Source organism: Streptomyces sp. NPDC059564, assembly GCF_042735575.1.
Taxonomy (GTDB): domain Bacteria; phylum Actinomycetota; class Actinomycetes; order Streptomycetales; family Streptomycetaceae; genus Streptomyces.
In genome coordinates, this window is the sequence record NZ_JBHWBP010000002.1 from 73,551 (window position 1) to 86,229 (window position 12,679).

Below are 12,679 nucleotides of genomic sequence, written 5' to 3' on the forward strand. Positions count from 1 at the left end.
GTCCTCAGCGGGTCAGGATCAGCCCGCAGCTGTACGCGCGGGCGTGGCCGAGGCCGTTGGAGAGGGCTGTGACCAGGGTGTCCGGGTCGGTGACCGTCAGGGAGCCGCGGATCTCGGCGCGGCCGATGCGCACGGGCTTGCTCCGGTGGGCGCTGGAGACCGTGGGCAGCATGCGGATCCCGAGGGTGTCGGGGTCGGTGGTGGCGCCGATGCGGGTCACCCCGTCCTCGGCCGTCGCCGGTTCGCCGTCGGCCTGGAGGCGGCGCAGGAACCAGTTCTTGACGTGGTCAGGTCGGGTGTGAGCCGTCCGGGTGCCGCGCACCTTCTCCGAGGCCGGCTTGCCGGAGGGCCTGCTGTGGGTCGGGTTGACGACCGTACGGAAGCCGACGACCTCGCCCGCCTTGAAGGTGCGGTCGACCGTGATGATCTGCGGCCGGCCGGTGAAGGCCGCGCGGGGGATGCGGGACCAGTCCCCCGGGATCCTGGACTGCACGACCAGGACGAGCGCCGCCGCCTTGAGGTCCACCGACCAGGTCGACAGCACACCCATCTGGGAACGGGCCTCGGGATCCCCGTCCTCGACCCAGCCGCGGAACCCGCTCATCACCGTGCTGTGCATCTCCTGGGCATCGACCAGGGACTTGGCGACGAGCGGATGGCGGGCGTTCAGGGTCAGGACGGAGTGGGTGGCGACGAAACGGGCCGTGGAGGCGCATGTGCTGTGTGCGGTGTTCACGGGATGATGTCCCATTCGCTGGCGGTCGGGGCGATGGTGACGCGCGTACGGGTCTCCCAGCGCGTGGCGTGGGTCCGGAGCGTGGGATCGAAGCTGACCGGCTGGTCGTTGATCTGGGAGGCTCCCCGCGCGCCCGGCGCCGACTGGATCCATGCCCAGGGGCGTCGGCCGGAGGGGTCGGGTCCGTCCGGGCCGGGCAGCAGCCGCTTGGCCGTGAAGGCCTCGGCGATCGTGCCGGGCAGGATGCCGGCGGCCAGGGTGCCGGAGGGCGGGCAGGATTTCCGGCCCAGCCACAGCAGCTGTTTCGGGTGCTCCAGGGCGTGGGCGATCTCCTCCAGCCGCCCCTCGTCCTCGTGCTGGAGCCCCACGACGAAGGCCGCGTCCGACAGGTACCAGCGCTCGGTGATCAGCGCCGTACGGGACAGCTCCCCCGAGACCAGCGTGCCGGAGACGGGGTCGGCCGCGATCTTCTTCGGCGCCCCGTACCACCCGGCCAGCTCGTGGTGGCCGAAACCGGGTCCCTCGGCGGCGTCCATGCTCTTGGCCACGGCTGCCGCCCGCCGGTGGTCGGTGATGACGTCCCGCGGTCGCAGCGGATACTTCCCCGCGCCGACGGAGTGGTAGTCGCGTACCGGGGTGCCGGGGTGGTCGGCGCGGACGCCGAAGACGAGCCGGGCGAGGTCGTCCACGGGGTCGGTGCGGTCCCGTCCCAGGGCCGCCGCGCACAGTCCGATCACGGCCGACTTGGTGGGCCGGCTGTGGGTGTCGCGGTGGGAGAACCGGCTCGCCGCCCCCCAGGACTGGAGGGGTGCGGCGAGCCGTACAAGCAGGACGTGGGTCACGCCGTCAGCTCCTCGGCGGAGGTCACGGGCACCGCGCCCGCCGCCTTGAGGGTGCCCAGCAGTTCGTCGATCTGCGGGTCGTAGGTGAGGACGCGGCCGGACTTGATGTCGGGACGGCGCTTACTGACGAAGGCGTGGTGCTTCAGCAGCCGCTTGACCGCCGCCGGTCCGGCCGGGCCCTCGCCGCCCTTGTCCAGGGGGTTCTCGTCAACGGGCGACTGGAAGGCTGCCGCGTAGTTGTACGGGCGCTCCCCCTCGAAGGCGAGGACCAGGGCGGGCAGCGATCCGGTGGACGCGGTGGAGTTCTTCTTCGCCTCGGGGAAGGCGTCCACGAAGGCGTTGACGAACTCGCTCTCGGCCGCGACGGACGCCTCCTCGGCCTCCTCGACCGTCATTCCGGCTGCCTGGAGGTTCCTGCGCAGCTTCAGGCGGTCAAGTACGGCATGCCGGTAGAAGGTGCCAGTGATCAGCGACTGGTAGCCGGTCATGCCGGCTCCGGCGTCGTCGGCCGCGTCCAGGAAGTCCAGGGCGTTCTTCTTCCGGTCGAGCTTCGCGTCGTCCGCGGCGGCGTAGAAGTCGTCGACCTGTTCGGCCTCGTGGACGGTGAAGGCGTGGCTGCTCTGGACGGCGCCGTCGACGTTGGGGGAATCGGCGATCTCGGCCAGGAAGCGGCCGTACAGGGCGATGTCGATGGCGTCACGTGGCGCGAGCGCCATGAGGACCGCGGCCCGGGTCGCCGACGGCAGGCCGGGCAGCTTGGATTCAGCGGCAGCTGTCCCCTCCCCCGCCTCGTCCGTGTCGGCGGGCTCCGGCTCGGCGCTCTTGCGGCCGCCCTTCTTGCTCTTGGCGGCCGTCAGCACCGCCTGGGCCCCGAGGTACTCCGCCGTCCAGGGACGGAGCTCCTCTGCCTGTGCGTGGATGTGGGCGGCGACGCGCGCACCCGCGTCGGAGGGGGCGAACAGCAGCACCTTGGTCAGGTTGGCGACCGTCTTCTTGCCCGGGTCGCCGAACTTCAGCCCGGTGGCCTCGATGACGGCACGGGCGGTGCGGACGGCTTCGCCCTGGTCCCAGCCGTGTACGGAGACCAGTTCACGACTGGTGATCAGGGCCCACTCGCGCGTCCGGACACCGGTGCTCCGCCCGGCCAGGGCCCCGACGCCCGCGTTGGCGCGGTCCCGGGTGTGGACCCGCTCCGCGCGGCGGCGTGCCTGGCTCGTGATCATGTGGCGCTCGGCGCCGCCGTAGACGATCGCCTTCGGGGACCCGTTCTCGTCGCGTACGGGCAGCACGGCGACCAGCGTCTCCAGCAGGTGCAGGGAGAGGAACGGGCTGCCGGCGGAAGATGTGCTGCTGGTCACTTGGTGGTGCCCTTCTGGATCGTGTCGGCGACGGTCGTGCTGCTGGTGCGGGACCCGGCGAACCGGGACCGGGACATGTGGAAGGCCACGGCCCACCCGTAGGAGACGCGGGCCTTGCGGTCGTGCCACCGGCTGAGGTCGTCGGCGAGCAGGGCCCAGGACGGCGGCGGCTGGTCGCAGGCACGCAGCCGGGCAACGGCGTGCTGGAGGTGGCGCCAGGGGATGCGGCGGCTGGACACGATCCGGTCGACGAGCCGGGCCGCGCCCGGGTCGTCCGGTCCGCGCCCGGCTCCGCTGCCGATCCGGCGGGCGGCATCGCCCAGGCTGCCGTAGCCGTACGCGGGCTTCGAGCGACCCTGGTGGTAGACCGCGAAGAGGAAGGCGACCTGCTCGTAGACCTCCCACTGTTCCTCGGTCGGGCTGTACCAGATGGCCCGGAAGTGGGGCTCCTTGCGGACCCGGGGCCGACGGAGCTCGGCGAGGCTGCCGTAGTTCCTGTTGTGCACGAGGCTGGCGAGCCAGGCCGTGAGGGCGGTGCTGCTCTCGCCGGCCTCGGGTCCGGGCTTGGACTCGGTGTGGGTCGTCATGCCCTCTCCCCTCGGAGTTCGGCCGGCGCCTTCGGCGATGCCAGCTCGTCGTCGAACCGCTGCAGGGCGGCGGCCCGTGCCTTGGCTCCCTGCGAGTTCCTCGGCAGGGAATCGAGGCACTCGGTGAGGAACCTGCGGGCTTCGGTGGACACCGTGGCGGCGTAGTCGAGCAGGCACTCGTGGACGGGCTCCCCGATGGTGGTCTCGTCCATGAGGAAGTCGAACGGCTCCTGCGTCGCCTCCCAGTGCATCCGGCGCGCGTCGAAACGTGCGATCTGGCCTGCCTTGTCGGCCGGTTTGGGATTGCGGTAGGCGACGGTCCAGGCCGCGTACGCCGCTCTGCTCAGCGCCGTGGCCACGTACTCGGCGATCTCCGAGCCGCGTCGAGAGGCGAGGTAGAGCCTGGCCTCCAGGCCCGGGGCGAAGGGGAAGGCGCCGTCGACCCAGGCGATGGCGGTCGTCTGCTTGGCCACGAGCCCGACCGCCCACAGCTCGACGCGGCGGGCGGGCTGCTGGCCGGGTTCGGGGGCGACGTCCTCGGGAGGGAAGAGCGCCAGGCGCCGGTAGAGGGTGTCGCCGTCGTTGCGGCCCGCCGAGGAGCGGGCCTCGGCGACCGCGGCGTAGAGGGCGTGGGCGTCGCGCCACACGGCGCGGCTCGCCGATGCCCACAGGGGTTTGGTGGTTCCGTCGGCCTTCTTGGCGTACACGGCGTCCTGGAGGTGCTCCTCCTTGAGGGAGAGCAGCTCGCCCGCACCGAGCAGTACCCGGTCGACGGCGTCCCCTTCCGGTGTCGGGCGCAGCAGCACCGAACGGCCGAGGTAGCTGTGCAGGTCGGCCGGGCCGCTGACGGGACGGCCGCCGGGCTTCGTCTTGAAGCCGCGGCGGTCCCTTCCGGCGGTCCAGGAGAGGTTCATCTCGTCGGGCGGTCCGGAGACGGGAGCCAGGTTCAGGCGGAGGGTCTCGCCGAGGGTGGATCCCAGCGCGAGGACCCGGATGCGGCTTCCGAGGCGGGTGGCGGCAAGGTTGGTGATGGTCGGGCCGAGCGTGTCCTTGCCGGACATCCGGGCCCGGCCGGCCGGTCCGTACACGTGCTGGGCGAGCATGGCCCGGAAGGCCTGGGCCACGGGTAATGGCTTCGGGTGTTCGAGGTGGTGGTGGTCGAAGAACTGGTTGTAGTCCCCCACGTGCTCGATCACCAGCTGCGCCGGTCCGGCCCCGTGCTTGTCGAGGAAAGGGGCGAGGAGCGAGTTCTGCCCGAGCGGCTCGGTGGGGTGGAACAGGTCCCAGACCTCGTTCTCGCGGTTCTTGGCGAGCCAGTCCGCGGCGGGGCGGAGGGCGTCCTTCTGGTCGACCCAGGCCGGCCACTCTTCAGCGGACGCCGGACGGGTCCCCGAGGCGTAGCAGATGGCCAGCAGGAACTCGATGAACGCGACCTTCTCCCCGGGAGTGGAACCCTCCACCGTCCGAAGCTCGTCGGCTTCATGAAGAAGGTCGACGAGATTCAGCTCGACAAGCTGGTCGTCGTCGGTCAGCACGGTGACGCATGCCGACTCCCGGGGATCCCATCGCGGGCGTATCGCCCCGTCCCTCAGGTTGCGTGATTCAGCCAAGGTGCATCGTTCGCTCTCTGCTCATAACGGTTCCTTGGTGGAATGAGACAGGACGCTAGCAGGCGAACAATGGCTATCCGGCGGCTTTCGGGAAAGTCCAACTATCCACAGTTAAGGGGTGGTTGGGTACGCGACACACTTCGTGAGAGCGGGGTCCGGCAGCCTCTCGGCGGGCCCGGCTGACGCCGGGGCGGCGGACATTGGTCGACTCGGCTTAGTCGATCTCCCCCAGGTAGCTCAGGGCTTGGCGGAAGTCATCGAGGGCGGGCCTGAACTCGCGTGCGGCCGTGTGGAAAGTCGATCGGTCGATCAGGATCCTGGCCAGTGTTCGCGTTCCATCCACCGGGTCGTGCTGAGACAGTCGGCGGGCCAGGTCCACTCCGTCGTCGAACAGGGAGCGGACTCGCTCCGCGAACAGATGGGTGCGCTGCTCCCAGTAGACGGCGGAGCGGACGGTGAGGACCCGGTGCAGCCGGACCAGTTCGGCCAGATGCTGGTCCGGATCCTCGGCGGCTCGCGGAGCAAGGATGTCCACCTCTTCACGCAGGGCATGACGGCTGTCGTAGTAGCGCCGTTTGGCATCGGGCGACCACGGTATGGGCGCCGCCCCCGAAGGCGGACGCGGTCCATCGGGCGCAGGCCGATCGCTCTCGGCACCGGAGAAGGACAGCAGCACCGCCCAAAACGAGGCCTGATAGCCGCTCCAGGACTTCCGCTCCCCGGTATCCGCCAACTCCGTCAGCAAGGCGAGCGTCGCCTCTTGGCGTACGAGGGCCGCCTGCCCCCCTCGGCCGCAGGCATCGAGCATCAGTGCGTACCCGATGAGCGAGTAGAGATGACAGGCCATCGAACCGCGGTCATTCGCCGCTTCGGCCGCTTCCATGCTGACGAGCATCTCGAACGCGGCGAGTGCTTCGCTGGACCGGCCGGCGTCGTGGAGAGCGGCAATCCAGTCCAGGAGTGACCAGGCGAGAGTCCCAGTACCGGACCCGTCGGGCAGGATCGCTGCGACCAATTCGGTCATGGCATCGGCAACCTCGGCATACCGGCCTTCCTCGGAAAGACCGGCAGCCCACTCACGCAGCCCTTTGACCACAGGGGCTCCGGACAGTTCGGCCTGTGCACGGCCAATGGCGAGCATCTCGGCCCGCATGGCGAGCCCTTCGGCGCGTCGACCCAGGCTGTACAGCTCGCTCTGGCACGTGTCGAGGGCTCGGTACAGAACATCTGCCCGGGCGGGTTCGGCCGGATCGATGGACCGCGCCGCGGCCACCGCCTCCTCTCGCAGCGCGAGACAGGCTGGATGCTTTTTGGCGGTGCTGGTGTCGTAACTCAGGCGTTGTAGCGCCCTGGCCAAGTGCGGCACATACGAGGCGGGGCTGACCTGTGCGAGCACCCGGTAGGCGTCGACTTCCTCGCGCGGAGTGCGGCGTCCCGACGCGAGCAGCACGTTCCGCGCCCGCATGATGTCGTCCTGATCGACTTTCCGCGAGTGATTCATAGCGGAGATTCTGGATGCCCCGGAGCGGGCCCAACAAGGGTCGTCACCTATGCCGTTCGTCCTACGAAAGCACCCTCTGACCTGTCATGATGGGTGTGACACCACTCCCCCGCCCTCGCGGGGATGGACCCTGGCCGCGAGGGAAGTCACGCCCAAAGTGGCCCTGCTCCCCCGCCACTGCGGGGGATGAACCCACGACGAGCCCGAGCCCTGGTCCCCCGGCCGGAGCCAGGCCATCGCCGTCCGAGTTGGTTCGTCGTCGAAGACGCCCGGGCCATTCCAACGACGACCACGGCCCCGACCGGATCGCCGGAACTCAAACTCCGCGGCCTACTCCCGCCGCTACATCAGCACCGGCTGGCTCCGCTGCGGACCCCAGCGATCCTCGATGCCCGGCAGCCTGCCTACTCGATGCTCACCCAGGCTGCTTCGGGCCTCGTCATTCCGGGTTCACGAGCGCGGCAAAGACCGGTGCGTTCAGGGTCAGTACCTACGTCTGGGCGATGACTGAGCCCCAGACCTTTTACCGCGGTAAAAGGTTCGCGCACTCCTCTCCTGTCCGGCGGATGAAGGGGAGAGGCCGGGCAACCTGTCCGTCTCATCGTGGTTTCGCCGAACGATGGGGCGTCGAGCCGGGTCTGGTCGATGGCGGGAAGGTCCCCTCAAAGAACGAGCACCCGACCGGTGAAGAGGACGAGCGAAGTGCCGTAGTCGTGGTGCGACGGCTTTGTTCGGGGTGCAGGCGAGGGGCCATGAAGGGACACCACGCCCGGCTCGGCCTGTCTGCCGAATCGGGCGTGGTGCCGGGCGCACCGCAGAGGCGAATCTCAAACTGAGATGGGCCCAACCGATGTGGGTTGGGCCCATCTCAGCGAAGCAGCCGGTTCCCCTCAGGCGCTGAACCTTTTACCGCGGTAAAAGGTTCAGCGTCTGAGGGCCGCTGCTTCAGTCCTCGGAGTGGGCTTCGAGGAGCTTCTCCAGGAGCACGGTCAGCTGGGGCCGGTCCATCTTCTGCAGGACGAGTTCCGCTACGGCCCCGCCGTCGTGCCACGGGACCCGGGGCAGCGAACGCAGGTCGACGAGGAACCCGGAATCCTGCGACTCCTGATCCGCTGCCGTCGTCTCGGACTCGACTTCCAGGGCGGCAGGCGTCGTCTGCTCCGGTGTCTCCTGGCGGGGTACGGCGCCGGGGGAGACGTCAGGGGTGCTCGGTGCAGGCGTCGCGCTGACTGCCGAGGGGGCCTCGGTAGTCGGTGCGGCCTGCTGCGGGGAAGGCGCCGGAGGCGCAGAGGGCGCCGAACCTTTTACCGCGGTAAAAGGTTCGGGGGCTGTAGCCATGGCTGCGGCCTGCTGGTCGCTGCTGGGGGAGGGGGAAGGCAGAGCAACCGGTGCCTGGGGGAGGGCAGGCGCCGGCACCGGTTCGGCCGCCGCGCGGAGGATGGCCTGCTGCTGCTCCTTGGCCTGGGCTTCCTTCTCCTTGGACGACTTCAGCAGCGCGAGGAGATCGGCGGCCCCGAGTGATGCGTCGTCCTTGAGGGCCCGGGCGAGCGCCCGGCCGTCCCGCTCCGGCATGTCCCCCGAGCTGAGCATGGCCTGGATCTCATCGGGAAGCTCCAGCAGGGCGAGTTGGTGCGTGATCCAGGCCGGCGACTTGCCCAGGCGCTCGGCGGCCCGCGACTTCGACCCGAACTCCTTCTCCTCCGCGCAGATCTCCACCAGCTGGGCGACGCCGCGGGCGCGCTCGATGACGTCGAAATCCTCCCGGTCGAGGTTCTCCGCCAGGAGATGGTCGATGAAGTCCTCTCGGCTCCGCGCGAGCTCATCGCGTACGACGAAGTCGAGGCTCTCCAGTCCGACGTGGACGGCGCTGCGGTACCGGCGTTCCCCGTTGATCAGGACGTACTCGACTGCCCCGATGGCGGCTTCGTGGTCCGGCCACAGGGCGAGGTACGCGGAGCGGGACACCACGACACACGCGGCGAGCTGCGTCTGGCGCAGTTCCTCACCGAACCGGGTGAGGTCCTCGGCCGAACCGAAGTTCCGACGCGGGTTGAGTGGTGTGGGGGAGACCTGCTCGAGCCGGAACTTGGCGAGCTCGTACACAGGGATCTCTCCCTGTGCCATGGCCTTGGCGCGGCCACGTTCGCTGCGCTCGCTCGGTCGGCGCGCGCTGGAGAAGGAGGCGCCGCTGCCCAGAAGGTCCTTCTTGCTCACTTCGTCAGTGCTTTCTTCAGATCGCGCATGGCGATGGCCTGCTCGCAGTCCGGTGCGTACTCGAGGAGGGGCCGCTTGAGACGGACGGCCTCGCGCTGTTCCTTCACATCGGGGATGACCACGAGTACGGGCGGCTGGGCGAATCCCCTCCACTGCTCCAGCGAGGAAGTGGCGATGAAGCCCTTGCGGGAGTCGTAGAGGTTCACGACGAACCCGAGCTGGGTGATCGTGACGTCGAGGTCGTCCTCCATGTCTTCGATCTGCTCCAGGAGCATGTCGTAGGCATCGGCGGAGGTGTCCTCGGCCTGGACGACGACTGTCAGCCCTGAAGCCTGCGGGTCCTCACCGTCGCGGGTCCGCGCGTAGTACAGCGCGGTGTCCATGGTGTAGCCGAGGCTCGGGGGGCAGTCGATCACGATGTAGTCGAAGTGCTTCTCCAACTCCTCGAGTGCCTTCTCCAGCGCGGTCTCCTTCACCCGAACGTTGCGGGTGGTGGCCAGCTTGGCGTCGAGGAGGAAGGCGTCCTTGCATGCGGGGAGCAGGAAGAGGCGGCCCAGGAACGGCTCGTACTCGATCGGGACGAGCAGGTCGGAGATGTCGCCCTCCGCCTCACCCAGCATGTACTTGGCCAGGCTCGGTTCCTTGATGCCCAGGGGAGTGTGGCCCAGGTGCCTGGTGAGGTGGCCCTGCGGGTCGAAGTCGATGACGCAGACGCGGGCACCGGCCTCGGCCAGGGCCTGGGAGAGGCCGTTGCTGACCGCGCTCTTGCCGACGCCGCCCTTTTGGTTGCAGACGACGAACCTGCGGACCTGTGCGGGGCGGATGAGCTTCGGCATCTGGTGGGTGTCGAGCCAGAGCCGGATCGACTGGGCCAGGCCCTGGTTGTAGGCGACGGAGCGGGACTTGCAGTCCTTTTTGAACTCGTCGTACAGGCCGGCGGGGAGGTAGGTGGCGAAGGACTGGCCGCCCGAGGTGTCGACGGCTGTGGCGGCGTCAGGGTTGCTCCGCCATGCGTGGATGCCTTCGGTCACGGCGTCTTGGATGCCCACGCTGAGCTGGGCTGCACGGACTTTGAGTTCCTGACGCAGGGCCAGAGGCAGCTTAGCGACTACCTTTTCCCTGTCAGAGGAGTCGTAAGGGGCGGTCATAGCGGTTACCTTACTCGCTTTGCTAGGTGCGGCAAGCAGTACACGCAGGTATTTTGACCGATCTGGGATATCTTGGCCTGCCTCACCGACGGTGAGCCAACCCCCAGTCCGCCTGGAACCGTCCGGTCGCGCAGCTCAGTCGGCCCCGGCCATCTGCCGATCCGTCTTCCTCAACTCCGCTGCTGGTCTAGATGCTTCGGGCCCCGGCTTCACTGCGGCAGGGCCACCGCTGAAGGCCGGAACGCGGCGACCGCCCCATATGTGTGGGACCAGAGCTTCACCGATCGTTCGGACAGAGTGCTCACCTCGGACCAATGCGTCATCCAGGCCCAGCACTACTTCTTCAAAGGCCTGATCGACCCACCACCATCAACCTGAAGACCCACGTCCACACCCGCCCTGTCGGCCAGCGCCCCCTCGTCGAGCTGGAGCCCACCGACCACCCCCTCGCGCTCGAACAGCGAACCGGTATCGCCCTGGACCGCGTCCGCAGGATCGCCGAAACCGTTCTTCACCCCAGCACCGACAACGCCTGATCTGAGCCGGGAGGCGGATGAGGAGGAGGACTGCCCCCGGTCGAGCCCCACCACCAGAGACACATGCCGTGGCAGTTGGGGTCTGCGCCATGTCCACCCCATCGACGACGAATGCTGAGCCAGGCCCCGGACCACGGATCAGCGAGATCTTCCGCGGCGTGGTGACCGATCGCTTCGCCGTCGGGCTGGCCCCCGCACATGCGGAGCTCCTGTTCGCCGACGATCCCTTCGAGTCCGACCAGAAGTTCCTGGCCGACTTCTACAACGAAATCCTGCACCAGGACACTTGCAACGAGCACACGCATCAAGCCGTGCCGCTTCTCGCGGCATTCGCGACCGACGACCGGGTCCCGCCGCGCGAGCGGATGTCGCTGGTGTCCTTGCTGTTCTCCATCGCGACTGTGACCGAACGGCACGGGGCCGAATCCTGGCCCCGGACGCCTCCACATTCGGACCCTGCGGGGCGACTACGTACGGCTGGCCGGCACGATCACGTTCGACAAGCCGGAGACCGTCCTCACCGCGGTCGAGGCCCTCACCCATCAGGACTGGAGTCCAACAGCCAGATCCGCTCCTCTCACGGGGCGGGCTCTCCAGCTCGTCGGCCAGATGCTGAGCCGAATCGGGGCGACCGAGGAGGCGCGAACCTCTGTCCGCGGGCCCGTGGGCGAAAGCCGTCGTAGTCGCCCGGAAGGAGCCGGCCTCGGCTAAGAGCCGGGGGAGACGGCGCCGCGTCGGGTCTCTGCGAGATGGAGGTTGACGTACGCGGTGAGGCTGAGGGCGTCCTGGAGGTCGTCGGCCTTGAAGGTGACGCGGCGGATCAGGCTGAAACTGTCGAGTGCGACTCCCTCACGGGCAAGCACGAAGACAAGTGCGAGGAACGCGGAGCGGGCGTTGCCATCATCGAATGGGTGGAAGAAGCAGACGTCGAGATAGGCGCGCGCGGCGCGGACGGCCAGGGGGAGGTGCGGACCGCCGTCGGTTGCGCTCTCCGCCAGGCAGGCATCGAAGCGGGCGCGGGTGTCCGGGCCGATGCCATAGCGCTCCCGGCCTTCCTTGGCGAAGGCGGGCAGGCTGCGGAACGGCGGTGGTTGCTCGGCGTTCAGAACCTGCTGCTGCCAGCGGCTGAGCAGTTCGAAGTCGAGCGCGGCACCACGGGAGGCGTCGGCCCGCGTCAGTTCCAGAGCGGCGAGCAGTCCTTCCGCCCGAGCGGGGTTCACCGCCGCGTCGATGGAGCGAATGTCCTGCACCGCTCCGTCACGCGAGGGGACGACCGGTCGGCCCGCGTCGCCGTCCTGAACATCCTCAACGTCCTGCCAGGGCACGGTCGCGCGCACCGCGAGCCAGCTCCGCAGGTGATCCGGCACGATGGCGTCGACGCGCGCGCCGCTGTCCGGCCGCAGCGAGAGGGCAAGCCGCTCCGCGACGTCGTCCACCAGGTCGGTGTCCGGGCCGGTCCAGCTCCGGAACCGGCCGCCGATTGCCTGTTCGACCAACTCCTGGGCGTCGTCCGGTGCGACTCCCCAGTGGCTGAGGAACCAGGTGAGTACCTGACGGCAGTGCCCGTACCAGCCACTGCCACAGCCAGTGCGGTCGGCCACCTGCAGGATCAGATTGCGCGCGGCGCACTCCCACAGGATCCGCTGGTCCTCTACGTCGGCCAGTTTCAGCGGGTAGGCCTCGAACCGTCCGGCGAGGCTCTCCAGCCACTCTCGCCACTCGCACAATGCCGCGACGACACGGGCGAGCGTCTCCTCGCGCGTGGTGATCGAGTCCCGGGGACAGCACCAGTACCCGACCGGCCCGCCGTCGTAGTCCCCTTCGTCGTGCGACCAGCGCCAGCCCACGGCCCAGCGGCCGTAACACTCGGCGAGGGCGTACGACATCGTATCGGCCCAGGGATCGGCCTCGCTCCGGCGCCAGGCAGTCATCACGGGGCTGGCGAAAGGTACGTCCGGGCGACACGGCACACACCGGGCAGGCCCGAGCGAGTGCACGAGCCGCGCCACCGACTCGCTGTCGAACGGATGACGGGCAGGGTCCACCTCGTCCCAGCGCAGAAAATATGGGGTCAGTTCGCACATCACTGCGCAAGCTTGTACGTCCCTCCCGCACGCGCTCAAGGGAATTAGCGCAGGACCTGCGCA

11 protein-coding genes are annotated in these 12,679 nt (G+C 69.0%); 1 reads left to right on the forward strand and 10 read right to left on the reverse strand.

Going from position 1 to position 12,679, the window contains the following annotated elements:
- Positions 1 to 4: 4 nt before the first annotated feature.
- The 8 genes from ACFV0Q_RS01035 to ACFV0Q_RS01070 all read right to left on the reverse strand — a co-directional run bounded on the left by ACFV0Q_RS01035 (position 5) and on the right by ACFV0Q_RS01070 (position 9,996).
- Entirely contained in the window at positions 5 to 736 is a 732-nt protein-coding gene (locus tag ACFV0Q_RS01035) for a type I-E CRISPR-associated protein Cas6/Cse3/CasE (protein ID WP_384998432.1), read from the reverse strand.
- A complete protein-coding gene (cas5e, locus tag ACFV0Q_RS01040) occupies positions 733 to 1,578 on the reverse strand; it encodes a type I-E CRISPR-associated protein Cas5/CasD (protein WP_384998435.1) in 846 nt (281 codons plus the stop codon). The genes ACFV0Q_RS01035 and cas5e overlap by 4 nt, the downstream gene beginning before the upstream one ends.
- Entirely contained in the window at positions 1,575 to 2,936 is a 1,362-nt protein-coding gene (locus tag ACFV0Q_RS01045; protein ID WP_384998437.1) for a type I-E CRISPR-associated protein Cas7/Cse4/CasC, read from the reverse strand. Before ACFV0Q_RS01045 ends, cas5e begins: the two co-directional genes overlap by 4 nt.
- The gene (gene casB / locus ACFV0Q_RS01050) at positions 2,933 to 3,523 is read right to left on the reverse strand and encodes a type I-E CRISPR-associated protein Cse2/CasB (protein WP_384998440.1); all 591 of its coding nucleotides are present in this window, start codon (positions 3,521 to 3,523) and stop codon (positions 2,933 to 2,935) included. The genes ACFV0Q_RS01045 and casB overlap by 4 nt, the downstream gene beginning before the upstream one ends.
- Positions 3,520 to 5,058 carry a type I-E CRISPR-associated protein Cse1/CasA gene (locus ACFV0Q_RS01055; protein ID WP_384998444.1) on the reverse strand — a complete coding sequence of 513 codons (1,539 nt, stop codon included), beginning with the start codon at positions 5,056 to 5,058 and terminating at the stop codon, positions 3,520 to 3,522. The genes casB and ACFV0Q_RS01055 overlap by 4 nt, the downstream gene beginning before the upstream one ends.
- Before the next feature lie 289 nt (positions 5,059 to 5,347).
- Entirely contained in the window at positions 5,348 to 6,634 is a 1,287-nt protein-coding gene (locus ACFV0Q_RS01060) for a hypothetical protein (RefSeq protein ID WP_384998447.1), read from the reverse strand.
- A gap of 945 nt (positions 6,635 to 7,579) precedes the next feature.
- The gene (locus ACFV0Q_RS01065; RefSeq protein ID WP_384998450.1) at positions 7,580 to 8,848 is read right to left on the reverse strand and encodes a ParB/RepB/Spo0J family partition protein; all 1,269 of its coding nucleotides are present in this window, start codon (positions 8,846 to 8,848) and stop codon (positions 7,580 to 7,582) included.
- Positions 8,845 to 9,996 (reverse strand): ParA family protein, encoded by a 1,152-nt coding sequence (locus ACFV0Q_RS01070; RefSeq protein ID WP_384998453.1) that lies wholly within the window; start codon positions 9,994 to 9,996, stop codon positions 8,845 to 8,847. The genes ACFV0Q_RS01065 and ACFV0Q_RS01070 overlap by 4 nt, the downstream gene beginning before the upstream one ends.
- A 314-nt stretch (positions 9,997 to 10,310) precedes the next feature.
- Between ACFV0Q_RS01070 and ACFV0Q_RS01075 the strand changes: the two genes are divergently transcribed.
- Complete coding sequence (locus tag ACFV0Q_RS01075; protein ID WP_384998456.1) at positions 10,311 to 10,532, forward strand: DUF2199 domain-containing protein; 222 nt, start codon at positions 10,311 to 10,313, stop codon at positions 10,530 to 10,532.
- On the opposite strand, the gene ACFV0Q_RS01080 is transcribed toward ACFV0Q_RS01075, so the two are convergent.
- Positions 10,508 to 10,948, reverse strand: a complete 441-nt coding sequence (locus ACFV0Q_RS01080) for a hypothetical protein (protein ID WP_384998579.1) — start codon at positions 10,946 to 10,948, stop codon at positions 10,508 to 10,510. The two genes, ACFV0Q_RS01075 and ACFV0Q_RS01080, sit on opposite strands and share 25 nt — an antisense overlap.
- Before the next feature lie 291 nt (positions 10,949 to 11,239).
- Positions 11,240 to 12,616 carry a Fic family protein gene (locus ACFV0Q_RS01085; RefSeq protein ID WP_384998459.1) on the reverse strand — a complete coding sequence of 459 codons (1,377 nt, stop codon included), beginning with the start codon at positions 12,614 to 12,616 and terminating at the stop codon, positions 11,240 to 11,242.
- Positions 12,617 to 12,679 lie beyond the last annotated feature (63 nt).

Coding starts and splice junctions, on each gene's coding strand:
- casB (WP_384998440.1), bottom strand. CDS start 3,523: ATGACGACCCACACCGAGTCCAAGCCCGGACCCGAGGCCGGCGAGAGC.
- ACFV0Q_RS01060 (WP_384998447.1), bottom strand. CDS start 6,634: ATGAATCACTCGCGGAAAGTCGATCAGGACGACATCATGCGGGCGCGG.
- ACFV0Q_RS01070 (WP_384998453.1), bottom strand. CDS start 9,996: ATGACCGCCCCTTACGACTCCTCTGACAGGGAAAAGGTAGTCGCTAAG.
- ACFV0Q_RS01075 (WP_384998456.1), top strand. CDS start 10,311: ATGCGTCATCCAGGCCCAGCACTACTTCTTCAAAGGCCTGATCGACCC.
- ACFV0Q_RS01085 (WP_384998459.1), bottom strand. CDS start 12,616: ATGTGCGAACTGACCCCATATTTTCTGCGCTGGGACGAGGTGGACCCT.